The following is a 22,167-nucleotide window of genomic DNA, read 5'->3' as shown; positions in this document are numbered from 1 at the left end:
CAGGTAATTGCCTCACTCTCAATAAATACGATCTTTATACCGCCACGGGCGGCAACGAACGAGTAGCAATAGATGAGTCTGAACCTGGTAAGTGAACATTTGCTCGCAGCGAACGGCCTGAGCCATCAGGACCTGTTCTCCATTCTTGGTCAACTGACCGAACGCCGCCTCGACTACGGCGATCTCTATTTCCAGTCGAGCTATCACGAATCCTGGGTTTTAGAAGACAGCATCATTAAAGATGGCTCTTATAACATTGACCAGGGAGTCGGCGTGCGCGCCGTCAGCGGCGAAAAAACCGGTTTTGCCTATGCAGACCAGATAAGCCTGGCCGCGCTGGAGCAGAGCGCGCAGGCGGCGCGAACCATTGTGCGCGATACGGGCGACGGACGGGTGAAAACGCTGGGTGAAGTGCAGCACGCTGCGCTCTATACCAGCATCGACCCGCTGCAAAGCATGAGCCGCGAAGAGAAGCTGGACATCCTGCGTCGCGTGGACAAAGTGGCTCGCGCGGCGGATAAACGCGTGCAGGAAGTCTCTGCCAGCCTGACCGGGGTTTATGAACTGATCCTGGTGGCGGCGACGGACGGTACCCTGGCCGCCGACGTGCGTCCGCTGGTGCGTCTTTCCATCAGCGTGCAGGTTGAAGACGACGGCAAGCGCGAGCGCGGCTCCAGCGGTGGCGGCGGTCGTTTTGGCTATGACTGGTTCCTGGGCGATGTCGACGGCGAAGCCCGCGCAGATGCATGGGCAAAAGAAGCCGTGCGCATGGCGCTGGTCAACCTGTCTGCCGTGGCTGCACCCGCCGGTACGTTGCCGGTGGTACTGGGAGCAGGCTGGCCGGGCGTGCTGCTGCACGAAGCGGTCGGTCACGGCCTGGAAGGTGATTTCAACCGTCGCGGGACGTCCGTATTCAGCGGTCAGATGGGGCAGCTTGTCTCCTCAGAGCTGTGTACCGTGGTGGATGATGGCACCATGCTCGACCGTCGCGGCTCGATTTCTATCGACGATGAAGGTACGCCGGGTCAGTACAACGTGCTGATCGAAAACGGCGTACTGAAAGGCTACATGCAGGACAAGCTTAACGCGCGCCTGATGGGCGTTGCGCCGACGGGTAACGGCCGTCGTGAATCCTACGCACATCTGCCGATGCCGCGCATGACCAATACTTACATGCTGCCGGGCCAGTCCACGCCGCAGGAGATTATCGAATCCGTTGATTACGGTATCTTCGCGCCAAACTTTGGCGGCGGTCAGGTGGATATCACCTCCGGCAAATTTGTCTTCTCTACCTCAGAGGCGTATCTGATTGAGAAGGGCAAAGTGACCAAAGCGGTGAAGGGCGCAACCCTGATTGGCTCCGGCATTGAGGCCATGCAGCAGATTTCCATGGTCGGTAACGACCTGAAACTGGATAACGGCGTGGGCGTTTGCGGCAAAGAGGGCCAGAGCCTGCCTGTGGGCGTCGGTCAGCCTACGCTGAAAGTGGATAATCTGACGGTGGGCGGCACGGCGTAAATTTTCCCCCGCACTCTAACCCTCTCCCCAACGGGGAGAGGGGAAAAGCCTACTCTTTCCTTCTGCCTCGCATGCCCTGAAACAGCTCCGCCACTTCCACAAAATAGTCCGTCAGATAGTTAATACAGACCTGCACCTTCAGCGGCAGCTTGTCCTTTTCGGTATAGAGCGCGTACACCGGACGCGGATCGGACTGGTAGCGCGGGAAGAGGATCTCCAGCACGCCGCTGTTGATCTCGTTGATCACCCACATCAGCGGTACGTAGGCGATCCCGGCCCCGGCCACCAGCCAGCGTGAGATGGTCATCGGATCGTTGGTTACGAAGCGGCCTTCAGGCAGCAGTTTAGTGGAAAGCCCTTCCGGCGCGATCAATTCAAATTCGTTATCTGGCCGAACGCTGTATTCCAGCCACGAGTGGTTGCTCAGGTCGGCAGGTTTTTCCGGCACGCCATACTGTGCCAGATAGCTTTTCGACGCGCAGACCACCATCGGCATGCTGCCCAGTCGACGCGAGAACAGGCTTGAGTCCTGCAACGCGCCAACGCGGATCACCACGTCTAACCCATCGGCAATCAGATCCGGGGCCGGAATGCCCGTTACCAGATTAACGGTTAAACCGGGATACTCTTTCAGCATTTCCGCCGTCATGGCAGCGAGAACATTTTGTGCCATAGTTGAAGAACACCCGATACGCAGCGTGCCGATAGGCGTGTTGTTAAAGGCATAGAGCTGCTCGTGAACATCCTGCACCTCATGCAGCATTCGACGGCAGCCCTGATAGTAAATTTTACCCGCTTCCGTCAGCCCGATGCTGCGGGTGCTGCGGTTGAGCAGCTTCACCTGGAGCTCATCTTCCAGTTTTGACACTGTCTGGCTAATGGATGAGACGCTCATTTGTAGCTGACGTGCTGCGGCGGTAAAAGAGCCTTGCTCAACCACTTTCGCAAAGACGGACATGCGTTTTAGACGTTCCATTATTCACTCTGGCTTAAAAGTGATTTAGATCACATATGATAGATAACAGCATAACAGTTACGTTAATATATTATTAATTACATAACGGCTGCGCCACTCTCGCCCGGCAATTCTTGCTCTCCTGCGGCGGCGCGAGCTTAAAAATCCAGTAACCTGCACTCTCTTTAATCAAGGTCAACATGAGTCTGTTTCCCGTTATCGTGGTGTTCGGTTTGTCGTTCCCACCGATATTTTTCGAGCTTCTTTTATCACTGGCGATCTTCTGGCTGGTGCGCAAGGTGCTGGTCCCTACCGGGATTTATGATTTCGTCTGGCATCCTGCATTGTTCAATACCGCGCTGTATTGCTGCCTGTTCTATTTAATATCGCGCATGTTTGTCTGAGGTTGATGTGAAAACGCTAACAAGAAAAATCTCCCGCACTGCCATCACTATGGCGCTGGTCATCCTGGCGTTCATCGCTATTTTTCGCGCCTGGGTTTATTACACCGAATCCCCGTGGACGCGCGATGCGCGTTTCAGCGCGGAGGTGGTCGCGATAGCGCCCGATGTCGCCGGTCTCATTACGGCGGTCAACGTCCACGATAACCAACTGGTGAAAAAAGATCAGGTACTGTTCACCATCGACCAGCCGCGCTATCAAAAAGCGCTGGAAGAAGCGGAAGCCGACGTGGCGTATTACAACGCGCTGGCCGCTGAAAAACGTCGTGAAGCAGGACGCCGTAACAAGCTGGGCATCCAGGCTATGTCCCGGGAAGAGATTGACCAGTCCAATAACGTGCTGCAAACCGTGCTGCATCAGCTGGCAAAAGCGCAGGCGACGCGCGATCTGGCGAAGCTCGATCTGGAACGTACCGTTATCCGCGCGCCGTCCGATGGCTGGGTGACCAACCTCAACGTCTATGCGGGTGAGTTTATCACGCGCGGCTCAACTGCCGTGGCGCTGGTGAAACAGAACTCCTTCTACGTCCTCGCCTATATGGAAGAGACCAAGCTGGAAGGCGTGCGTCCGGGCTATCGCGCCGAAATCACGCCGCTCGGCAGCAACCGGGTCCTGAAGGGAACCGTGGACAGCGTGGCCGCGGGGGTGACCAACTCCAGCAGTACCAATGATACAAAAGGGATGGCGACCGTCGATTCTAACCTCGAGTGGGTTCGCCTGGCGCAGCGCGTACCGGTACGCATTCGTCTGGATGAGCAGCAGAGCAACCTCTGGCCCGCAGGCACCACCGCGACGGTGGTGATCACGGGTGAAAAAGACCGTGATGCCAGCCAGGATTCTATCTTCCGTCAAATCGCCCATCGCCTGCGCGAGTTTGGTTGATCGCTATGGGCATTTTTTCCATCGCCAGCCAGCACATCCGCTTCGCCGTGAAGCTGGCATGCGCCATTGTGCTGGCGCTGTTTGTTGGCTTCCATTTCCAGCTTGAAACACCGCGCTGGGCCGTTCTGACCGCCGCGATCGTCGCCGCCGGTCCTGCCTTCGCGGCGGGTGGCGAACCTTACTCCGGGGCAATTCGCTATCGCGGGATGCTGCGTATTATCGGCACCTTTATCGGCTGTATCGCCGCTCTGACCATTATCATCCTGATGATCCGTACGCCGCTGCTGATGCTGATTGTGTGCTGTATCTGGGCGGGTTTTTGCACCTGGGTCTCTTCGCTGGTGAAGGTGGAGAACTCGTACGCCTGGGGCCTGGCGGGATATACCGCGCTGATTATTATCATCACCATTCAGAGTGAACCGCTGCTTGCTCCGCAGTTCGCCGTCGAACGTTGTAGCGAGATTGTCATTGGTATCGTCTGCGCGATTGTCGCAGATCTGCTCTTCTCTCCGCGATCCATCAAGCAGGAAGTCGATCGTGAGCTGGACGCGCTGATTGTTGCTCAGTACCAGCTTATGCAGCTGTGCATTAAGCACGGCGACAGCGAAGAGGTCGACAAGGCCTGGAGCGCGCTGGTGCGCCGCACGCAGGCGCTGGAAGGGATGCGCAGTAATCTCAACATGGAGTCTTCCCGCTGGGAGCGGGCCAATCGTCGTCTGAAAGCGATCAATACCGTCTCGTTAACGCTGATCACCCAGGCGTGTGAAACCTACCTGATTCAGAACACCCGCCCCGAAGTGGTAACGGATACTTTCCGCGAACTGTTTGATGAGCCCGTGGAGACGGTGCAGGACGTGCATCGACAGCTTAAACGCATGCGTCGTGTGATTGCCTGGACAGGAGAACGGGATACGCCAGTCACCATTTATACCTGGGTAGGCGCCGCAACGCGCTACCTGCTCCTGAAACGCGGCGTGATTAGCAACACCAAAATCAGTGCGGCGGAAGAAGAGGTATTGCAGGGCGAAGTGGTGATCAAACCGGAGTCCGCCGAGCGCCACCATGCGATGGTTAATTTCTGGCGTACCACCCTGGCTTGTATACTCGGCACGCTGTTCTGGCTGTGGACCGGCTGGACGTCCGGCAGCGGCGCGATGGTGATGATTGCCGTCGTCACCGCGCTGGCGATGCGTCTGCCCAACCCGCGCATGGTCGCGATCGATTTTCTGTACGGCACCATTGCGGCGTTACCCATTGGTGCGCTCTACTTCCTGGTGATTATTCCCTCGACGCAGCAAAGCATGCTTTTGCTCTGCATCAGCCTGGCGGTGATGGCGTTCTTTATCGGGATTGAGGTACAAAAACGCCGTCTGGGATCGTTGGGTGCGCTGGCGAGCACGATTAACATCATCGTGCTGGATAACCCGATGACCTTCCATTTCAGCCAGTTCCTGGATAGCGCATTAGGTCAGCTGGTGGGCTGTTTCCTGGCGATGATGGTGATCCTGCTGGTGCGGGATAACTCTCAGGCGCGGACAGGGCGTGTGCTGCTGAATCAGTTTGTGTCGGCCGCCGTATCGTCATTGACTACCAACACCGCGCGGCGCAAGGAGAACCACCTGCCGGCGCTCTATCAACAGCTGTTCCTGTTGCTGAATAAATTCCCAGGCGATGTCGCCCGCTTCCGCCTGGCGTTAACCATGATTATCGCGCACCAGCGTCTGCGGAACGCGCCAGTGCCGATCAACGATGATTTGTCCGCTTTCCACCGCCAGCTACGGCGAACGGCGGACCATGTGATATCGGCATCGAGTGATGACAAACGTCGCCGCTACTTTAAGCAACTGCTGGAGGAGCTGGATATCTACCAGGAGAAACTGCGGATCTGGGAAGCGCCGCCGCAGGTTACCGAGCCGGTAGAGCGGCTGGTGTTTATGCTGCACCGCTACCAGAATGCGCTGACAGACAGCTAACGAAGAGAAAACCGACGCCAAAAGCGTCGGTTTTTTTGTGGCTATACTTATTCTTGCAGGTTCAAACATTCAGGAAGGGAGGACACATGACAACCCAGGCTCTTCAGGACAGTATCCTTTTTCAGACCGGGTATCTGGTTAACGGTATCTGGAAAACACTCGACACCACGTTTGATGTGCTAAACCCGGCCACGGGCGAGGTGGTCGCGAAAGTGGCGAAAGCAGGGAAAGCCGAAACCGAAGAGGCCATTGCGGCCGCGACGAAGGCCTTTCCCGCATGGCGCGCAAAAACGGCAAAAGAGCGCTCCACGATCCTCTATCGCTGGTATGAACTGATTATCGAGAATAAAAGCTGGCTCGGGCGACTGATGACTACCGAGCAGGGCAAGCCGCTGAAAGAGGCTGAAGGTGAGGTGGACTACGCTGCCAGCTTCATTCAGTGGTTTGCCGAGCAGGCCAAGCGCGCCAACGGTGAAATCATTCCTCCGGTTAAACCCGGCTCCCGTATTCTGGCCACTCGTGAACCTGTCGGGGTGGTTGCTGCTATCACGCCATGGAATTTCCCGATGGCCATGCTCACCCGTAAGCTCGGCCCGGCGCTGGCAGCAGGATGTACCGGCGTCATCAAGCCTGCAAACAACACGCCGCTGAGCGCCTTTGCGCTGCTGACGCTGGCGAAGCAGGCCGGTGTGCCGGATGGTGTGCTGAATGCGGTCGCGGGGAGCACCTCAGAAATTAGTGACGCCATTATGGCCAGCCATGACGTGCGCAAAATCTCGTTTACCGGATCAACCGCCGTCGGGAAAACGCTGGTTCGCAATTCCGCAGAGACCATGAAAAAGGTATCGATGGAGCTGGGCGGTAATGCGCCATATATCGTTTTCGAGGACGCGGATATTGAGGCCGCCGTCAAAGGCGCGATCGCCAATAAGTTCCGTAACGCCGGGCAGGTCTGCGTCAGCGTAAACCGTTTCTATATTCAGGAGACGGTCTATGACAAGTTTGTCAATCAACTTGCCGATGCGGTGAAGGCGCTGAAGGTGGGTAACGGTCTGGACGAGGGCGTCGTTGTCGGCCCGCTGATTGAGCCTTCGGCTGTCGAAAAAGTCCGTGAGCACGTCGAAGATGCGGTAGCGAAGGGCGCCACGGTGCTGGCTGGGGGTAAACCGCACGAACTTGGCGGCAACTTCTGGATGCCAACCGTACTCGGTGACTGCCATGAAGGCATGAAGCTGGCAGAAGAGGAGACCTTTGGTCCCGTTGCCGCCTGCTTCCGCTTCACGTCGGAAGACGAAGTGGTTATGCGCGCTAACAATACGCCTTACGGGCTGGCAGCCTACTTTTATACCCAGAATCTCTCGCGCGTGTTCCGCGTCTCGCAGGCCATTGAGAGCGGCATGATCGGAATTAATGAATGTGCGGTCTCGACCGAGCTGGGTCCGTTTGGGGGCGTAAAAGAGTCCGGGCTGGGCCGCGAAGGGTCCGTGCTGGGGCTGGAGGAGTTTCTGGAAGTCAAAACCCTGCATATCGGGGGATTATAATAGACAGGGCGGCATTTGCCGCCCGCCTGTACCGGGTGGCTGGCAATGAAAATTTATACCTTTGATTTTGACGAAATTGAGAGTCAGGAAGACTTCTATCGCGAGTTTATTCGGGCGTTCGACCTGGAGCGGGGCAGCGTAAGCAATCTTGATATGCTGTGGGATGTGGTTACCGGCAATCATCTGCCGTTACCGCTGGAAATCGAATTTACCCATCTGCCTGAAAAACTGCGCAGACGCTTTGGCGCATTGATTTTATTGTTTGATGAAGCGGAGGAGGAGCTGGAAGGGCAACTGCGTTTCAACGTGCGCCAGTGATAAAAAAGCCCCTGACCGGGAGGTCAGGGGCAAGTCGTATGATGAGATACGACGAGGGTTTATTTGTACAGTTCTGCGGTAGCGTGCCAGTGGTCGCCACTACGCGCTTCGATGATGCGATAGGATGACGCACCTTGTTCTTCCGCTTTTTTGTTCAGCATTTCGTGCATGTCCATCGGAGACGTACCGATGGCGCCAACAGAAACAGTCCCGATAGCCTGACGGGATTGTGCCTGTTCAGCATTAATAGTGTCGGCTGCAAACGCACCGAATGACAGGACTGACAGTACGCTCAGGGCAGCTACAGTGGTTTTAATTTTCATGATTATTTACCTCGTCAATTATTTTACTGGGGTCTTTGTTCTGTGACCCTCATCACAAAATCAAGTATACACTAATCACGCAAAAAATTAATACCAGACTAATGGTTTCGTCTGTTATTACGCGTTAAAAAATTCATTTTTTATAACGAGAATGCATAAAAAAGGGCGTCACAATGCGAGGTTTGTGGTTTTTTCTTATGTAAATCAAAGGGGTATGGTAATTTGATTTTTTGTGCGATTTTGCGGCAGATCATTCACTGAATGAATGTTAACAGGCGGTAAAAAGCACTATTTGCAAAAGCAGCAGGCAGAGCAAAGCAGGGTAAAACGCGGAAAGAGCAGAATGATCCCCGCAGCCAGGCGCTACGGGGCAGACAATTACAGCTCCTGTTCGAACAGAACCAGAATCGCTTCGTAGAGGTCTTTCACCGAGAAACCATTTGCCGGGGTGGTAAAAATGGTGTCATCACCGGCGATGGTCCCGAGGATCCCCTCTGCTTTACCCAGCGAATCCAGCAGGCGGGCAATCAGCTGGGCTGCGCCCGGGCTGGTGTGGATCACGACCACGGCATCGTTATAGTCGATGTCCAGAACCAGGTTTTTCAGCGGGCTGGAGGTCGTTGGCACGCCAAGTTCAGCAGGCAGGCAATAAACCATTTCCATTTTGGCGTTGCGCGTACGCACCGCACCAAACTTGGTTAACATGCGAGAGACCTTCGACTGGTTGATGTTGTCGAAGCCTTGTTCCTGCAACGCCTGAACAATTTCTCCCTGAGAACTGAATTTCTCTTCTTTGAGTAGCGCTTTAAACGCCTTCACTAATTCTTCTTGCTTAGACGAGCTTCGCATAAGTCACCCGGAATATGACGATAGAAACAACATTATTATGCATGTGGATGAATTTTTATGCAAATTATCTACCTGGCACCAGGCTGAAATAATGTTATGAAAGGGAGAGATTTTATCAGATTTCGTTATCGGAAAACATGCCTGGGTCACGCCGCGCAAATAAGCTTAAAAGTAAATTAAATGTTATCAAAATGATGTTGTTTTGGTGGCGTGGCAGGGTGTATTGTAACCCCCTCTTAATTCGTTGTTGCCTGCATCCCGATAGTATTCAGGTGAAGGCGAAAGACGTGCGACCTCAAATTCTTTAGCGATGAAAATTGTAATTAATGACGTGCTGAATTATGGTCGCCGCAACGGAGTTACAGATACTTAAGTTAACCATAATAAGGAGTTTAGGATGAAAGTCGCAGTTCTCGGCGCTGCTGGTGGTATCGGCCAGGCGCTTGCCCTACTACTGAAAACCCAACTGCCTTCAGGCTCAGAACTCTCCCTGTACGATATTGCTCCGGTAACCCCAGGTGTGGCGGTTGACCTGAGCCACATCCCGACAGCTGTGAAAATCAAAGGCTTCTCCGGTGAAGATGCGCGTCCTGCGTTGCAGGGTGCCGACGTGGTGCTGATCTCCGCGGGTGTTGCACGTAAACCGGGTATGGATCGTTCAGACCTGTTCAACGTCAACGCGGGCATCGTGAAAAACCTGGTTCAGCAGATCGCTGAAACCTGCCCGAAAGCGTGCATCGGGATCATCACCAACCCGGTGAACACCACCGTTGCTATCGCAGCAGAAGTGCTGAAGAAAGCGGGCGTTTACGACAAGAACAAACTGTTCGGCGTAACTACGCTGGATATCATCCGCTCCAATACCTTCGTGGCTGAGCTGAAAGGCAAGCAGCCAACGGAAGTGGAAGTGCCGGTTATCGGCGGTCACTCTGGCGTGACCATCCTGCCTCTGCTGTCGCAGATCCCGGGCGTGAGTTTCACCGAGCAGGAAGTGGCTGATCTGACCAAACGTATTCAGAACGCAGGCACCGAAGTGGTGGAAGCGAAGGCGGGTGGCGGTTCTGCAACCCTGTCTATGGGCCAGGCGGCGGCACGTTTCGGCCTGTCTCTGGTTCGCGCGTTGCAGGGCGAAAAAGGCGTTGTTGAATGCGCCTATGTTGAAGGCGACGGTGAACACGCGCGCTTCTTCTCTCAGCCGCTGCTGCTGGGTAAAAACGGTGTTGAAGAGCGTAAGTCTATCGGCACGCTGAGCGCGTTTGAGCAAAACGCGATGGAAGGCATGCTGGATACGCTGAAGAAAGACATTACGCTGGGCGAAGAATTCGTTAACAAGTGATCTTATCCCGGTAAAAAAAACGGAGCGTTAAGCTCCGTTTTTTTATGCCCGTCAGTTAGTGGCCGGGTATTCCTGGATGGTGACCTGAATCGTCAGCTTCTTGTCATTACGCATGACTTCAACAGGGATGATGGAGCCCGGGCGAATCTCAGCCACCTGGTCCATGGTTTCCAGCGCAGAGACCGCTGGCGTACCGTTGACGGAAAGGATAACGTCGTTCACCTGGATACCTGCGTTGGCCGCCGGGCCGCCAGGCGCCACTTCGTTGACCACAATCCCCTGGATCTGATCGATACCACCGCCCTGCGTATGCATCGGCGCGATTTCACGCCCGCCAATACCGATGTAGCCACGGATCACGCGGCCATCGCGGATCAGCTTGTCCATGATCTTGGTCGCCAGCTGGAACGGAATGGCAAAGCCAATCCCTTCCGGCGTTTCACCGTCGTTGCTCTTGTCGAAGGAGAGGGTGTTAATGCCCATCAGTTCGCCCAGAGAGTTCACCAGCGCACCGCCGGAGTTACCGTGGTTGATTGAGGCATCGGTTTGCAGGAAGTTCTGCCGCCCTGACGGGTTCAGGCCGATTCGACCGGTCGCGCTGATGATCCCCTGAGTGATGGTCTGGCCCAGGTTGTACGGGTTACCGATCGCCAGCACCACATCGCCGATGTGCGGGGTGCGTTTGCGATTAATCGGGATTGTCGGCAGACCGCCCGTGGCGTTGATCTTCAGCACCGCCAGGTCGGTAAGGCTGTCCGACCCCACCAGCAGGGCTTCAAACACGCGGCCATCCTGTAAGGCGACGATAATCTGGTCGGCATCGTTAATGACGTGTTTATTGGTGATGATGTAGCCCCGGTCATCCATGATCACACCGGAACCGAGCGTGCGGATCTCCAGCTGGTTATGAGCGGAACTGTTAAGCCCGCGGTTATAGACGTTAACCACGGCGGGGGCGGCACGGCGTACCGCCTGATTGTACGTCGCAGGCGTTTCATCCGTGCTGTCGAACTGAGGAGCCGACAGTTTGTTGAACTGGCGTAAAGATGGCATAGCCACCAGCAGCAGACCGGCAACGATCAAACCAATGACAATTGAACGAAAGAGCTTTAAAAGCATGATGCGTGTGTCGTTAAAAAAGGAACGGTTTGCAGCATAACATGAGTTATCCGGACATCACACGCAGCGGCGATGTCCGGAGTCGCAAATGGTTAACGCAGTAAAATGTAGAGGGTGTCGTTGCCACGGATAATTTGCAGGGCAATGACCGCCGGTTTACTCTCCAGCACCTTACGCATTTCGGCAATAGACTGCACGCGAGTGCGGTTCACGCCCACGATCACGTCGTCCTGATGTAAACCTGCCTGCGCGGCCGGGCTGCTCTTCTCAACGGTAGTGACAGAAATGCCTTTCGTGCCGTTTTTAAGCTGACCGTCGCTCAGCGTAGCGCCCTGTAGAGCCGGGGAGATCTGTTCTGCGCTGGCGGAAGAGGAGGTGCTCTTGTCCAGCGTCACTTCCACAGTCAGCGGTTTGCCCTCACGGATCAGGCCCAGCTTCACTTTAGCGCCCGGCTCCGTGGTGGCAATACGTGATCGTAATTCAGCGAAGCTGCTCAGCGGTTTATCGTTCAGGCTGACAATAATGTCGCCGGATTTCACGCCCGCTTTCGCAGAGCCTGAGTTGGGCAGCACTTCGCTGACAAACGCCCCGCGCTGGACGTTGAGCTTAAAGGCTTTGGCGATATCGGCGCTCATCTCCATGCCTTTGATGCCCAGCAGACCGCGCTTAACCTCGCCAAACTGAATCAGCTGTTGAGACAGGGTTTTCGCCATGTTACTCGGAATGGCAAAACCAATCCCGATGCTGCCGCCGCCTGGCGCGAGGATAGCGGTGTTGATGCCGATCAGCTCGCCGTTCAGATTAAGCAGCGCACCGCCGGAGTTGCCCCGGTTGATGGAGGCGTCGGTCTGGATGAAGTTTTCCAGCCCTTCGAGATTCAGGCCGCTGCGCCCCAGGGCGGAGACAATCCCGGAGGTGGCGGTTTGGCCTAAGCCGAACGGGTTACCGACCGCGACGGCAAAATCACCGACGCGTAGCTTATCGGAATCTGCAATGGCGATCTGGGTCAGATTGCTGGGGTTTTGCACCTGTAGCAGGGCGATATCACTCTGATCGTCACCGCCGATCAGTTTGGCGTCAAACTCCCGGCCATCGTTCAGCTGAACGCTGATTTTATCGGCCTGGCTGATCACGTGGTTATTGGTCAGGATATAGCCCTTAGCCGCGTCGATAATCACCCCTGAGCCCAGGCCTTCAAAGGGCTGAGCCTGCTGATCCGGCGCATCTTCGCCAAAATATTTCTTCAGCTCTTCAGGAATACGCTGGCTTTGGCGTGCCGTCCCTTCCACCTGAACGCTGACTACCGCAGGCAGGACTTTTTCAAGCATCGGCGCAAGGCTGGGAATGGCTTCTTGTCCAGGCACCTGCGAAGGCAGTGCCGCACTGGCGGGGAAGGACGCCGAGAGAGATAACCCGACACTTAACGCTAAGGCGCTCAACAGCTGGTTTTTTTTCTTCATTGATGCTGACTCTCGTATCCTGGAATGAAAAAGAACGGCCTCAAAAACATCTTGATGTTATTGAATTTTCAACCGCTGAACAATGAGGTGTTTGACTAAATAATAGCTGGGGACGGGAAGAAAGGACGGGCGCATAAGGTGCGCCCGTAAAATTTATTCAGGTTGTGCGATTAATCGCGTTTTACGCCACCGCGCAGCAGGCCGGACGCGCCGTCTGAATAGTCGCGTGGCATCTGAACCGGAGCCTGATCGTTACCGGCTTCAGAATCAGCCAGACGATTGCGGAAGGGGTTGGTCTCCGCGGTCATTTCCGGCAGCAGGCTGCTGGAGCTTTTCGCCATGTGCTGGTAGAGCTGGCGATAATCTGTCGCCATGTTGTCCAGCAGCTCAGCGCTACGGGCAAAGTGGCTGACCAGCTCTTCGCGATATTCTTCCAGTTCGGCTTTGTTCTTTTCCAGTTCGTATTGCAGTGACTGCTGCTGACGCAATTTGCGGTTACCGAAACGCATGGCCACAGCACCAATGATGATGCCGACGACTAAACCGATTAGCGCATATTCCCAGGTCATGAACTTCTCCCGTTGTCTTGTTGTTCCGTAGGGTGTTGGCTCGGCTCCTGCCTGTGCCTGATTATGCCACTATAACCGCTATTTCCGCAGAAGTGGAATCCTGACGTATCATCGCGTAGTGTAGAACGGCCTTTTTTTCATCAGCCACGCGCGCTGGTGAGGTTTAACTAAAGGAATAACAACAACATCATGCAAAACCTGTCCCCTTCATCGCGTTACCAACTGGCCCTGAGCGAGGGCACACACCAGCCGGATGATGTCCAGCGTGAAGCGGTTAACCGCCTGGACACGATTTATCAGGAACTTCTGGCGAAACCCGCCGATGCGGTGCAGAGCAGTGGGCTGAAGGCGGCATTCGGCCGTTTACTGGGCAAAAAAGAGCCCACGGTAAACGCACCGGTTCGTGGCTTATATATGTGGGGCGGCGTTGGGCGGGGTAAGACCTGGCTGATGGACATGTTCTACCAGAGCCTGCCCGGCACGCGTAAGCAGCGCCTGCACTTTCACCGTTTTATGCTGCGGGTCCATGAAGAGCTGACGGCGCTCCAGGGCGAAACCGACCCGCTGGACATTGTGGCCGATCGCTTTAAGGCGGAAACGGACGTGCTCTGCTTCGACGAGTTCTTCGTTTCCGATATTACGGATGCCATGCTGTTGGGGGGCCTCATGAAAGCGCTGTTTGCGCGTGGGATCACTCTGGTGGCGACCTCCAATATCCCGCCGGATGAGCTTTATCGCAATGGTCTCCAGCGGGCGCGTTTCCTGCCGGCCATTGATGCTATCAAACAGCACTGCGACATCATGAACGTCGATGCCGGCGTCGATTATCGTCTGCGCACATTAACGCAGGCACACCTGTGGCTTTCGCCATTGAATGCCGACACAGCCCGCGAGATGGATAAACTGTGGCTGGCGCTGGCGGGAGCGCCGCGGGATAACGCGCCAGCGCTGGAGATTAATCATCGTCCGTTGCCGACGCTTGGCGTAGAAAACCAGACGCTGGCCGTCTCGTTTGCAACGCTCTGCGTGGACGCCCGCAGCCAGCATGACTACATTGCACTTTCGCGTCTGTTCCATACCGTTATGTTGTGGGATGTGCCCGTTATGACCCCACTCATGGAGAGCGAAGCGCGCCGCTTCATCGCGCTGGTAGATGAGTTTTACGAGCGCCACGTTAAGCTGGTGGTCAGCGCCGAGGTGCCTTTATATGAGGTTTATCAGGGCGAGCGCCTGAAGTTTGAGTTCCAGCGCTGCCTGTCGCGCCTGCAAGAGATGCAGAGCGAAGAGTACCTCAAGCGTGAGCATATGCCATAATAAATGCTCCCCTCTCCCCGTGGGAGAGGGGCTGGGGGTGAGGGCACCAGACCGCACAATACCTGACCCCGAAAAACCCATTCCAAATCACATTTAAGGGTCGATCTTTGACCTCAACTTCTCTATAATCTTGCGACCCCACGTTACGAGAAGGTTTTTTTCCCGAAACTTTCTATGTGTCGGCATGTGCTATTCGAAGGGGTAGGTTTGCCGGACTTTGTCGTGTGAACCTCAACTGACTAAACGTTTGGGTGTTCACCAACGTGTAACTTATTATTTGGGTAAGCTTTTAATGAAAACTTTTACAGCTAAACCAGAAACCGTACAGCGCGACTGGTATGTTGTTGACGCGACCGGTAAAACTCTGGGCCGTCTGGCTACTGAACTGGCTCGTCGCCTGCGCGGTAAGCATAAAGCGGAATACACTCCGCACGTTGATACCGGTGATTACATCATCGTTCTGAACGCTGACAAAGTTGCTGTTACCGGCAACAAGCGTACTGACAAAATGTACTACCACCACACCGGCCACATCGGTGGTATCAAAGAAGCGACCTTTGAAGAGATGATTGCCCGCCGTCCTGAGCGTGTGATTGAAATCGCGGTTAAAGGCATGCTGCCAAAAGGCCCGCTGGGTCGTGCTATGTTCCGTAAACTGAAAGTTTACGCAGGCAACGAGCACAACCACGCGGCACAGCAACCGCAAGTTCTTGACATCTAATCGGGATTATAGGCAATGGCTGAAAATCAATACTACGGCACTGGTCGCCGCAAAAGTTCCGCAGCTCGCGTTTTCATCAAACCGGGCAGTGGTAAAATCGTAATCAACCAGCGTTCTCTGGAACAATACTTCGGTCGCGAAACTGCCCGCATGGTAGTTCGCCAGCCGCTGGAACTGGTTGATATGGTAGAAAAACTGGATCTGTACATCACCGTTAAAGGTGGTGGTATCTCCGGTCAGGCAGGTGCGATCCGTCACGGTATCACCCGCGCGCTGATGGAGTACGACGAATCCCTGCGTTCTGAACTGCGTAAAGCTGGCTTCGTTACTCGTGACGCTCGTCAGGTTGAACGTAAGAAAGTGGGTCTGCGTAAAGCACGTCGTCGTCCACAGTTCTCCAAACGTTAATCCATTCTGCTTACGCAGAACGATTGGCGAAAAACCCGCTTCGGCGGGTTTTTTTATGGATAATGCGCAGGTTATCCACAGTAACATTTCATATATCTTCTCTTTTTCCACATTTCCGGAATCCCCTCACCACAAAGCCATCAAAATCTGGTAAACTATCATCCAATTTTCTGCCCAAATATCGGTGAATACTCGATTTTTGTTCGATTCTTGAACAATGTGTCTTCTCTGGGATGGGCGATACATCATCTGGCTGGCCCCGTTGGGCTGGTAGCAGTAAAAATTCTGAATATACCTGGAGGTTTTCATGGCTGTCGCTGCCAACAAACGTTCGGTAATGACGCTGTTTTCTGGTCCTACTGACATTTATAGCCATCAGGTTCGTATCGTGCTGGCCGAGAAGGGTGTCAGTTTTGAGATCGAGCATGTGGAAAAGGATAACCCGCCTCAGGATCTGATCGATCTCAACCCGAGCCAAAGCGTACCGACGCTGGTGGATCGCGAGCTGACCCTGTGGGAATCCCGTATCATTATGGAATACCTGGATGAGCGTTTCCCGCATCCGCCGCTGATGCCTGTTTATCCTGTTGCGCGTGGTGAAAGCCGCCTGTACATGCAGCGTATCGAGAAAGACTGGTACTCGCTGATGAACGTTATCGTCAACGGTTCCTCTTCTGAAGCGGATGCTGCACGTAAACAGCTGCGTGAAGAGCTGCTGGCAATCGCGCCAGTCTTTGGTCAAAAGCCTTTCTTCCTGAGCGACGAGTTCAGCCTGGTGGATTGCTACCTGGCTCCGTTGCTGTGGCGTCTGCCAACCCTGGGCGTAGAGTTCAGCGGCCCTGGCGCGAAAGAGCTGAAAGGCTATATGACTCGCGTCTTTGAACGCGACTCTTTCCTGGCATCTTTAACTGAACCGGAACGTGAAATGCGTCTCGGCCGAGGCTAATGACTGTGGAAATGTCACAACTTTCACCACGCCGTCCGTATCTGCTGCGCGCCTTCTATGAATGGCTGCTGGATAACCAGCTCACGCCGCACCTGGTTGTGGATGTGACGTTGCCGGGCGTGCTGGTTCCAATGGAATACGCGCGCGACGGACAGATTGTACTGAATATTGCGCCACGCGCAGTGGGTAACCTGGAGCTGGCGAACGACGAAGTGCGCTTTAATGCGCGCTTCGGCGGCGTGCCGCGTCAGGTTTCCGTGCCGCTGGCAGCTGTGCTGGCTATCTACGCCCGTGAAAACGGTGCGGGCACCATGTTTGAGCCGGAAGCGGCTTATGATGAAGAGGTTGCCAGCCTGAATGATGATGAGGCATCCGATGAACGCGAAAGCGACACGGTAATGTCTGTCATCGATGGCGATAAACCCGATCATAATGACGACACCGATCCGGATGACGAGCCACCACCACGCGGTGGTCGTCCCGCACTGCGCGTTGTGAAATAAACAAACAGGCCCGACGGGCCTGTTTTGCTTTCGGTCCCTTTTCGCCCCCTCTAATTTCCTGTGTTATGATGAACTGTTTTCCTTCAATGGCACCGGACTGCAATGAAACCGACTGATCTTAAAGCTGAAAACTCTGATGAAACCATTGGTCGCAGCCTGCGCCGTCGGCCGCTGGCGCGCAAAAAACTGTCTGATATGGTGGAAGAAGAGCTGGAGCAGATGATCCGTCGGAAGGAATTTGCCCAGGGAGAGCAGTTACCCTCCGAGCGCGAACTGATGGAGTTCTTCAACGTGGGTCGCCCCTCGGTGCGCGAAGCGCTGGCGGCGCTAAAGCGTAAAGGGCTGGTGCAGATTAACAACGGTGAACGTGCCCGCGTAACCATGCCGTCTGCCGATACCATCATCAGTGAATTGTCGGGAATGGCGAAAGACTTTCTGACCCAGCCCGGCGGTATTGCCCATTTCGAGCAGCTTCGCCTGTTCTTTGAATCCAGCCTCGTTCGTTATGCCGCAGAATATGCCACTGACGATCAGATTGCGCAGCTCACGAAAGCCCTGGAGATCAACAGCCAGTCCCTGGATGACAACACGCTATTTATTCGTTCCGATGTCGATTTTCACCGCGTGCTGGCGGAGATCCCCGGCAATCCGATCTTCAATGCGATCCACGTTGCGCTGCTTGACTGGTTAATTGCGGCGCGTCCTAAAGTGCCGGACGCAGAGCTTTATCAGCATAATGAAGTCAGCTATCGCCAGCATATCGCAATTGTGGATGCGATCCGCCGCCGCGATCCCGATGAAGCGGATCGGGCGTTGCAAACTCACCTTAACAGCGTCTCCGCCACCTGGCACGCTTTCGGCCAGCATTCAAAAGCCAAAAAATAACGATCCTTTAGTGAAGCAGATCGCAATATAAGCGTTCTGTATTCTACTGCTGCTTAATTGATCTGGTATAACAGGTATAAAGGTATGTCGTTATAACAAACACACGATCGATTGAGGTAACTATGGCAACGCAATTACGCGGCGTAATGGCCGCACTCCTGACCCCGTTTAACTCTGAGCAGATGCTGGATAAAGAAAGCCTGCGCCGTCTGGTGCGGTTCAATATTGAACAGGGTATCGATGGGCTGTACGTCGGCGGTTCAACGGGAGAGGCCTTTGTACAGAGCCTTTCGGAACGAGAGCAGGTGATGGAGATTGTGGCGGAAGAGGCGAAGGGGAAAATCACGCTCATCGCCCATGTTGGCTGCGTCAGCACGGCGGAAAGCCAGCAGTTAGCCATGGCCGCCGCCCGCGTCGGTTTTGACGCTGTATCCGCCGTCACACCGTTTTACTATCCCTTTAGCTTTGAAGAACATTGCGACCACTATCGTGCAATTATTGACTCCGCGGAGGGGTTGCCGATGGTGGTTTATAACATCCCTGCGCTAAGCGGCGTTAAGTTAACGCTGGATCAGATCAACACGCTGGTAACGCTGCCTGGCGTCGGCGCGCTGAAGCAAACCTCCGGCGATCTCTTCCAGATGGAGCAGATCCGTCGTGAACATCCGGATCTGGTGCTCTACAACGGCTATGACGAGATCTTCGCCTCCGGCCTGCTGGCCGGCGCTGACGGGGGGATCGGCAGCACCTACAACATTATGGGCTGGCGCTACCAGGCGATCGCTAAAGCAGTTCGTGAAGGGGATAACGCCACCGCACAGCGCCTGCAAAGCGAATGCAACACGGTGATCGATCTGCTGATTAAAGCCGGGGTGTTCCGTGGTCTGAAAACGGTTCTGCACTATATGGACGTGGTATCCGTGCCGCTGTGCCGTAAGCCGTTTGCCCCTGTGGATGAAAAATTCGTGCCAGCGCTGAAAGCGCTGGCGGAGCAGCTAATGGCGGAAAAACGCTAACGCATAGCCGGGGGCGCTTCGCCTTATCCGGCCTACAAAAACATGCTACGTAGGCCGGATAAGGCGCAGCCGCCATCCGGCAAAACGACAGAGAAATCGTCGGGAGAGTGAAATGAGTAAGTCTACCCAAAGCATCCCGTGGTACCGCCATCTTACCCGTCCTCAGTGGCGCGCCTTCTCCGCCGCCTGGCTGGGATATCTGCTTGATGGCTTCGATTTTGTATTGATAGCCTTAGTCCTGACAGAAATAAAAAGCGAGTTTGCCCTGACGACAGTGGAAGCGGCGAGCCTGATTTCGGCGGCCTTTATATCGCGCTGGTTCGGCGGCCTGCTGCTGGGCGCCATGGGCGACCGCTATGGCCGCAAGCTGGCGATGATCACCAGCATCGTGCTCTTTTCCTGCGGTACGCTGGCCTGCGGTTTTGCGCCGGGTTACGTCACCCTGTTTATCGCCCGCATGGTGATAGGCATGGGGATGGCGGGGGAATATGGCTCCAGCGCAACCTATGTGATTGAAAGCTGGCCAAAGCACCTGCGCAACAAGGCGAGTGGTTTTCTGATTTCCGGTTTCTCCGTCGGCGCCGTGGTTGCGGCCCAGGTCTACAGCCTTGTCGTGCCCGTCTGGGGCTGGCGGGCGCTGTTCTTTATCGGCATTCTGCCCATCGTCTTTGCCCTGTGGCTGCGGAAAAATATTCCGGAAGCTGAGGACTGGAAAGCGAAGCACGAAGGCAAAGCCCCGGTGCGCACCATGGTTGATATTCTGTATCGCGGCAAATACCGCGTCATCAATATGGCGATGACGCTGTTTGCCGGTACGGCGCTGTGGTTCTGTTTTGCAGGCGAACTCAACAACGCGGGGCTGGTCGTTATTCTCGGCCTGCTGTGCGCCATCGTCTTTATCAGCTTTATGGTGCAAAGCAGCGGTAAACGCTGGCCGACGGGCGTCACGTTGATGGTTGTCGTACTCTTCGCCTTTCTCTACTCCTGGCCGATTCAGGCGCTATTACCCACTTATCTGAAAACCGACCTGGCCTATGATCCCTCAACGGTGGCGAAGGTGCTGTTCTTTAGCGGCTTCGGCGCGGCAGTAGGCTGCTGCGTGGGTGGTTTTCTCGGTGACTGGCTTGGCACCCGCAAGGCCTATGTCTGTAGCCTGTTGGCCTCACAGCTCCTGATTGTTCCCGTCTTTGCGATCGGCGGCGCCAATGTCTGGGTGTTGGGCTTGTTACTCTTTTTCCAGCAGATGCTGGGGCAGGGGATCTCCGGGATCTTACCCAAACTCATCGGCGGCTATTTCGATACCGACCAGCGTGCGGCGGGTCTGGGCTTTACCTACAACGTTGGCGCGTTGGGCGGCGCGATTGCCCCGGTGATTGGCGCGCTGCTGTCGCAGGATATGGCGCTGGGCACGGCCCTGGGATCGCTCTCCTTTGGCCTGACGTTTGTGGTGATCTTGCTTATTGGTCTGGATATGCCCTCCCGCGTTCAGCGCTGGATCAGGCCAGAAGCCCTGCGTACGCATGACGCTATTGACGGTAAACCTTTCAGCGGAGCCGTCCCGTTTGGCGGCGATAAAAGCGCTTTAGCGAAAAGCAAAAGTTAATCCGCTTGCCCGGACCTGTACCGGGCACATTCGTAAGGGATGAAGTATGTCACAACGGGATAAAAACATTTCCGAGCGGGGCGGTGCTATGACGACACTGGCGATAGACATAGGTGGAACTAAACTTGCCGCCGCCCTGGTGGATGACGGTTTACAGATCCACGCGCGACGCGAATGCCCTACGCCCGCCAGTAAGACGCCTGACGCACTGCGTGAGGCGCTGGCTGAGCTGGTCAAGCCGTTACAGACCCAGGCAACGCGTGCGGCCATTGCCTCAACCGGAATCATTCAGGACGGCAATCTGCTGGCGATTAACCCGCAAAATCTCGGAGGATTGCACCATTTTCCGCTGGTGCAGACGCTCGAAGACATTGCTGGTTTGCCGACCCTGGCGATCAATGATGCTCAGGCTGCGGCATGGGCGGAATATCACGTTAGTGCGAAGGAAATTAAAGACATGGTATTCCTGACTGTTTCAACGGGCGTGGGGGGCGGCGTAGTCAGTAACGGGAAACTCGTGACCGGAAGCGGCGGACTGGCAGGGCATCTTGGGCATACGCTCGCCGATCCAAACGGCCCGCAATGCGGCTGTGGTCGCGTGGGGTGCGTGGAAGCCATCGCGTCTGGTCGCGGTATTGCCGCCGCAGCCAGGGGAGAGCTTGCAGGATGCGATGCAAAAACGATTTTTGCGCGCGCGGCAGAGGGAAATAAACAGGCGGCGGAACTGGTCCAACGTTCTGCACAGGTACTTGCGCGGCTTATTGCCGACACGAAAGCGGTGATGGACTGCCAGCGCGTGGTGATTGGCGGCAGCATCGGGCTGGCAGGAGGGTATCTGGCGCGGGTCCGCGCGTATCTTGAGGAGCATCCTTCTGTTTATCACGTTGAATTAACCGCCGCGCACTATCGACACGATGCGGGCTTACTGGGCGCGGCGCTGTTAGCTCAGGGAGAAAGATGATGTTTTTTGGTGAGATTCGGACGCTTCCCTCCACGGGGTTGCATCCCGTTCTTCTGGAGGCGCTAACCCTCGCGCTGGCTGCCCGTCCGCTGGAAAAAGCGGCAGGACGTTATGAGCTTCGCGGTGAGGATATCTTCATGAACGTGATGACGTTTGCCACGCAGTTTCCAGACCAGAAGAAAGCGGAACTGCATGAGCAATATATTGATATCCAGGTGTTATTGACGGGAGAAGAGCGCATCCTCTTTGGCGTGACGGGCTCGGCACGCCAGCGTGAAGATTTTCATCCTGAAGAAGATTATCAGTTGTGCAGTGAGATTGCAGGTGAACAGTGTGTCACCCTCCGGCCGGGGATGTGCGCCGTATTTATGCCGGGAGAGCCACATAAGCCAGGATGCGCAATCCTTGAGCCAGGCGAGATAAAGAAAGTCGTGGTGAAGGTACGCGCCCGCTTGCTGGATACGTAGTTTATAGGCCTGATGGCGCTTCGCTTATCAGGCCTGCG

23 protein-coding genes are annotated in these 22,167 nt (G+C 55.2%); 17 read left to right on the top strand and 6 right to left on the bottom strand.

All coding sequences use genetic code 11. The annotated features are described in order from the left end of the window. The first annotated feature begins 72 nt into the window (after positions 1–72). Positions 73–1,518, top strand: coding sequence for a metalloprotease TldD (gene tldD / locus LOC22_RS08340; protein WP_017382710.1), 1,446 nt, complete (start codon positions 73–75; stop codon positions 1,516–1,518). A gap of 49 nt (positions 1,519–1,567) precedes the next feature. On the opposite strand, the gene aaeR is transcribed toward tldD, so the two are convergent. Further along, positions 1,568–2,494 carry an HTH-type transcriptional activator AaeR gene (aaeR, locus tag LOC22_RS08335; RefSeq protein WP_003860415.1) on the bottom strand — a complete coding sequence of 309 codons (927 nt, stop codon included), beginning with the start codon at positions 2,492–2,494 and terminating at the stop codon, positions 1,568–1,570. Between the two features lie 179 nt (positions 2,495–2,673). Between aaeR and aaeX the strand changes: the two genes are divergently transcribed. From aaeX to LOC22_RS08310, 5 genes are all read left to right on the top strand, one after another. Beyond that, the gene (gene aaeX / locus LOC22_RS08330; protein ID WP_003860416.1) at positions 2,674–2,877 is read left to right on the top strand and encodes a p-hydroxybenzoic acid efflux pump operon protein AaeX; all 204 of its coding nucleotides are present in this window, start codon (positions 2,674–2,676) and stop codon (positions 2,875–2,877) included. A 7-nt stretch (positions 2,878–2,884) separates the two neighbouring features. Further along, positions 2,885–3,817, top strand: coding sequence for a p-hydroxybenzoic acid efflux pump subunit AaeA (aaeA, locus tag LOC22_RS08325; protein ID WP_017382713.1), 933 nt, complete (start codon positions 2,885–2,887; stop codon positions 3,815–3,817). A gap of 5 nt (positions 3,818–3,822) precedes the next feature. Further along, a complete protein-coding gene (gene aaeB / locus LOC22_RS08320; protein ID WP_003860418.1) occupies positions 3,823–5,790 on the top strand; it encodes a p-hydroxybenzoic acid efflux pump subunit AaeB in 1,968 nt (655 codons plus the stop codon). 86 nt (positions 5,791–5,876) lie between these two features. Further along, a complete protein-coding gene (locus tag LOC22_RS08315) occupies positions 5,877–7,331 on the top strand; it encodes an NAD-dependent succinate-semialdehyde dehydrogenase (RefSeq protein WP_017382714.1) in 1,455 nt (484 codons plus the stop codon). Between the two features lie 45 nt (positions 7,332–7,376). Further along, the gene (locus tag LOC22_RS08310; protein ID WP_048246795.1) at positions 7,377–7,649 is read left to right on the top strand and encodes a barstar family protein; all 273 of its coding nucleotides are present in this window, start codon (positions 7,377–7,379) and stop codon (positions 7,647–7,649) included. A gap of 59 nt (positions 7,650–7,708) precedes the next feature. Here LOC22_RS08310 and yhcN read toward each other — a convergent pair whose 3' ends face one another. Together yhcN and argR are read right to left on the bottom strand one after the other, a co-directional pair. Beyond that, positions 7,709–7,972 (bottom strand): peroxide/acid stress response protein YhcN, encoded by a 264-nt coding sequence (yhcN, locus tag LOC22_RS08305; protein ID WP_006812160.1) that lies wholly within the window; start codon positions 7,970–7,972, stop codon positions 7,709–7,711. 378 nt (positions 7,973–8,350) lie between these two features. Next, on the bottom strand, positions 8,351–8,821 hold the full coding sequence (argR, locus tag LOC22_RS08300) for a transcriptional regulator ArgR (RefSeq protein ID WP_003860428.1): 471 nt from the start codon (positions 8,819–8,821) through the stop codon (positions 8,351–8,353). Positions 8,822–9,218: 397 nt separating this feature from the next. On the opposite strand from argR, the gene mdh reads away from it, so the two are divergent. Continuing rightward, a complete protein-coding gene (mdh, locus tag LOC22_RS08295; RefSeq protein WP_003860429.1) occupies positions 9,219–10,157 on the top strand; it encodes a malate dehydrogenase in 939 nt (312 codons plus the stop codon). Between the two features lie 51 nt (positions 10,158–10,208). Here mdh and degS read toward each other — a convergent pair whose 3' ends face one another. The 3 genes from degS to zapG form a co-directional block, all read right to left on the bottom strand. Beyond that, positions 10,209–11,276: an outer membrane-stress sensor serine endopeptidase DegS gene (gene degS / locus LOC22_RS08290; protein WP_003860430.1), complete on the bottom strand. Its 1,068-nt coding sequence runs from the start codon at positions 11,274–11,276 to the stop codon at positions 10,209–10,211. Between the two features lie 92 nt (positions 11,277–11,368). Further along, positions 11,369–12,736: a serine endoprotease DegQ gene (degQ, locus tag LOC22_RS08285; protein WP_023295506.1), complete on the bottom strand. Its 1,368-nt coding sequence runs from the start codon at positions 12,734–12,736 to the stop codon at positions 11,369–11,371. 170 nt (positions 12,737–12,906) lie between these two features. Continuing rightward, a complete protein-coding gene (gene zapG / locus LOC22_RS08280; RefSeq protein WP_003860432.1) occupies positions 12,907–13,305 on the bottom strand; it encodes a Z-ring associated protein ZapG in 399 nt (132 codons plus the stop codon). A 189-nt stretch (positions 13,306–13,494) separates the two neighbouring features. Here zapG and zapE point away from each other — a divergent pair, with 189 nt between their 5' ends. From zapE to nanQ, 10 genes are all read left to right on the top strand, one after another. Beyond that, on the top strand, positions 13,495–14,619 hold the full coding sequence (gene zapE, locus LOC22_RS08275; protein ID WP_017693899.1) for a cell division protein ZapE: 1,125 nt from the start codon (positions 13,495–13,497) through the stop codon (positions 14,617–14,619). A 292-nt stretch (positions 14,620–14,911) separates the two neighbouring features. Further along, positions 14,912–15,340 (top strand): 50S ribosomal protein L13, encoded by a 429-nt coding sequence (gene rplM / locus LOC22_RS08270; protein ID WP_003860434.1) that lies wholly within the window; start codon positions 14,912–14,914, stop codon positions 15,338–15,340. Between the two features lie 15 nt (positions 15,341–15,355). Further along, positions 15,356–15,748 (top strand): 30S ribosomal protein S9, encoded by a 393-nt coding sequence (gene rpsI, locus LOC22_RS08265; protein WP_003860436.1) that lies wholly within the window; start codon positions 15,356–15,358, stop codon positions 15,746–15,748. 307 nt (positions 15,749–16,055) lie between these two features. After that, positions 16,056–16,694 carry a stringent starvation protein SspA gene (gene sspA, locus LOC22_RS08260; protein WP_003860438.1) on the top strand — a complete coding sequence of 213 codons (639 nt, stop codon included), beginning with the start codon at positions 16,056–16,058 and terminating at the stop codon, positions 16,692–16,694. A gap of 5 nt (positions 16,695–16,699) precedes the next feature. Beyond that, a complete protein-coding gene (sspB, locus tag LOC22_RS08255; protein WP_026080566.1) occupies positions 16,700–17,197 on the top strand; it encodes a ClpXP protease specificity-enhancing factor in 498 nt (165 codons plus the stop codon). Positions 17,198–17,299: 102 nt separating this feature from the next. Then, complete coding sequence (gene nanR, locus LOC22_RS08250; RefSeq protein WP_017382717.1) at positions 17,300–18,082, top strand: transcriptional regulator NanR; 783 nt, start codon at positions 17,300–17,302, stop codon at positions 18,080–18,082. Between the two features lie 122 nt (positions 18,083–18,204). Continuing rightward, complete coding sequence (nanA, locus tag LOC22_RS08245; RefSeq protein ID WP_017693901.1) at positions 18,205–19,098, top strand: N-acetylneuraminate lyase; 894 nt, start codon at positions 18,205–18,207, stop codon at positions 19,096–19,098. 112 nt (positions 19,099–19,210) lie between these two features. Then, positions 19,211–20,701, top strand: coding sequence for an MFS transporter (locus LOC22_RS08240; RefSeq protein WP_015572000.1), 1,491 nt, complete (start codon positions 19,211–19,213; stop codon positions 20,699–20,701). An 88-nt stretch (positions 20,702–20,789) separates the two neighbouring features. Next, positions 20,790–21,662, top strand: coding sequence for an N-acetylmannosamine kinase (gene nanK / locus LOC22_RS08235; protein ID WP_015571999.1), 873 nt, complete (start codon positions 20,790–20,792; stop codon positions 21,660–21,662). Beyond that, positions 21,662–22,129, top strand: a complete 468-nt coding sequence (nanQ, locus tag LOC22_RS08230; protein ID WP_023295505.1) for an N-acetylneuraminate anomerase — start codon at positions 21,662–21,664, stop codon at positions 22,127–22,129. The genes nanK and nanQ overlap by 1 nt, the downstream gene beginning before the upstream one ends. Positions 22,130–22,167: the final 38 nt, after the last annotated feature.

Source organism: Enterobacter sp. AN-K1 (assembly GCF_020971765.1).
In the GTDB taxonomy this organism is placed as follows: Bacteria; Pseudomonadota; Gammaproteobacteria; order Enterobacterales; family Enterobacteriaceae; genus Enterobacter; species Enterobacter hormaechei_C.
Note: the sequence above shows the minus strand (reverse complement) of the source record. Positions and strands in the feature narration are given on the sequence as shown.

What these genes read in the sequence shown, in the direction of transcription:
- tldD (WP_017382710.1), top strand. Translation starts at nt 73, where the DNA reads ATGAGTCTGAACCTGGTAAGTGAACATTTGCTCGCAGCGAACGGCCTG.
- aaeR (WP_003860415.1), bottom strand. Translation starts at nt 2,494, where the DNA reads ATGGAACGTCTAAAACGCATGTCCGTCTTTGCGAAAGTGGTTGAGCAA.
- aaeX (WP_003860416.1), top strand. Translation starts at nt 2,674, where the DNA reads ATGAGTCTGTTTCCCGTTATCGTGGTGTTCGGTTTGTCGTTCCCACCG.
- aaeB (WP_003860418.1), top strand. Translation starts at nt 3,823, where the DNA reads ATGGGCATTTTTTCCATCGCCAGCCAGCACATCCGCTTCGCCGTGAAG.
- LOC22_RS08315 (WP_017382714.1), top strand. Translation starts at nt 5,877, where the DNA reads ATGACAACCCAGGCTCTTCAGGACAGTATCCTTTTTCAGACCGGGTAT.
- LOC22_RS08310 (WP_048246795.1), top strand. Translation starts at nt 7,377, where the DNA reads ATGAAAATTTATACCTTTGATTTTGACGAAATTGAGAGTCAGGAAGAC.
- yhcN (WP_006812160.1), bottom strand. Translation starts at nt 7,972, where the DNA reads ATGAAAATTAAAACCACTGTAGCTGCCCTGAGCGTACTGTCAGTCCTG.
- argR (WP_003860428.1), bottom strand. Translation starts at nt 8,821, where the DNA reads ATGCGAAGCTCGTCTAAGCAAGAAGAATTAGTGAAGGCGTTTAAAGCG.
- mdh (WP_003860429.1), top strand. Translation starts at nt 9,219, where the DNA reads ATGAAAGTCGCAGTTCTCGGCGCTGCTGGTGGTATCGGCCAGGCGCTT.
- degS (WP_003860430.1), bottom strand. Translation starts at nt 11,276, where the DNA reads ATGCTTTTAAAGCTCTTTCGTTCAATTGTCATTGGTTTGATCGTTGCC.
- degQ (WP_023295506.1), bottom strand. Translation starts at nt 12,736, where the DNA reads ATGAAGAAAAAAAACCAGCTGTTGAGCGCCTTAGCGTTAAGTGTCGGG.
- zapG (WP_003860432.1), bottom strand. Translation starts at nt 13,305, where the DNA reads ATGACCTGGGAATATGCGCTAATCGGTTTAGTCGTCGGCATCATCATT.
- zapE (WP_017693899.1), top strand. Translation starts at nt 13,495, where the DNA reads ATGCAAAACCTGTCCCCTTCATCGCGTTACCAACTGGCCCTGAGCGAG.
- rplM (WP_003860434.1), top strand. Translation starts at nt 14,912, where the DNA reads ATGAAAACTTTTACAGCTAAACCAGAAACCGTACAGCGCGACTGGTAT.
- rpsI (WP_003860436.1), top strand. Translation starts at nt 15,356, where the DNA reads ATGGCTGAAAATCAATACTACGGCACTGGTCGCCGCAAAAGTTCCGCA.
- sspA (WP_003860438.1), top strand. Translation starts at nt 16,056, where the DNA reads ATGGCTGTCGCTGCCAACAAACGTTCGGTAATGACGCTGTTTTCTGGT.
- nanR (WP_017382717.1), top strand. Translation starts at nt 17,300, where the DNA reads ATGAAACCGACTGATCTTAAAGCTGAAAACTCTGATGAAACCATTGGT.
- nanA (WP_017693901.1), top strand. Translation starts at nt 18,205, where the DNA reads ATGGCAACGCAATTACGCGGCGTAATGGCCGCACTCCTGACCCCGTTT.
- LOC22_RS08240 (WP_015572000.1), top strand. Translation starts at nt 19,211, where the DNA reads ATGAGTAAGTCTACCCAAAGCATCCCGTGGTACCGCCATCTTACCCGT.
- nanK (WP_015571999.1), top strand. Translation starts at nt 20,790, where the DNA reads ATGACGACACTGGCGATAGACATAGGTGGAACTAAACTTGCCGCCGCC.
- nanQ (WP_023295505.1), top strand. Translation starts at nt 21,662, where the DNA reads ATGTTTTTTGGTGAGATTCGGACGCTTCCCTCCACGGGGTTGCATCCC.